At 68.7% G+C, this 926-nt stretch carries 1 protein-coding gene; it reads left to right on the top strand.

What is annotated here, in order from left to right:
- Positions 1–926 (top strand): condensation domain-containing protein (locus tag R1101_RS28735; protein ID WP_037225190.1); only part of this gene is annotated, 926 nt, incomplete at both ends.

A 926-nucleotide genomic window follows, 5' to 3' on the forward strand; every position in this document is an offset into this window, starting at 1 on the left:
GCGACCTCATGACGGCCTACGTCGCGCGGTCGCAGGGCGACGCCCCGGCGTGGGAGCCGCTGCCCGTGCAGTACGCCGATTTCGCGATCTGGCAGCGCGAGGTGCTCGGCAGCGAGGACGATCCCGAATCGCTGGCCGCCAAGCAGGTCGAGTACTGGAAGCAGGCTCTCGCCGGCCTGCCCGACCAACTCGATCTCCCGAGCGACCGGCCGCGTCCCGCGGTCCAGTCGTTCCGGGGCGGCCGCGTCGACTTCACGGTCGAGGCCGAACTCCACCGGCGCCTCGCCGACCTCGGCCGGCGCACGAACACCACGATGTTCATGGTGCTGCACACCGCACTCGCGGTGTTCCTCGCACGCATGTCCTCGAGCGACGACATCGCGATCGGCACGCCGATGGCCGGTCGTGGCGAGCGCGAGCTCGACGACCTGATCGGCATGTTCGTCAACACGCTGGTGTTCCGGACCCACGTCGATTCGGACGCGTCGTTCACCGAACTGCTGGGACGTACCCGTGAGGCCGACCTCGGCGCGTTCGCGAACGCCGACGTGCCGTTCGAGCGGCTCGTCGAGGTGCTCAACCCCGCACGGTCCACGGCGCGGCACCCGCTGTTCCAGGTGGGTCTGTCGTTCCAGAACCTCGCGCAGGCCGCACTCGAACTCCCCGGTCTCACCATCTCCGGTCTCGACACCGACATGGAGATCTCGCAGTTCGACCTGCACCTGATCGTCACCGACCGCTACAGCGACGACGGCACGCCCACTGGCATCACCGGCTACTTCACCTACGCGACCGATCTGTTCGACGAATCGACGGTCGCGGAGTTCGCCGCCCGGTTCATCCGCGTGCTCGACGCCGTGGTCGACGACCCGGCCCTGCCGGTCGGCGATCTGCCCCTCCTCGACACCGTGGAAACCACGCGAGTG

Origin of the sequence: Rhodococcus sp. R1101 (assembly GCF_000278445.1) — a bacterium.
In the GTDB taxonomy this organism is placed as follows: Bacteria; Actinomycetota; Actinomycetes; order Mycobacteriales; family Mycobacteriaceae; genus Rhodococcus; species Rhodococcus gordoniae.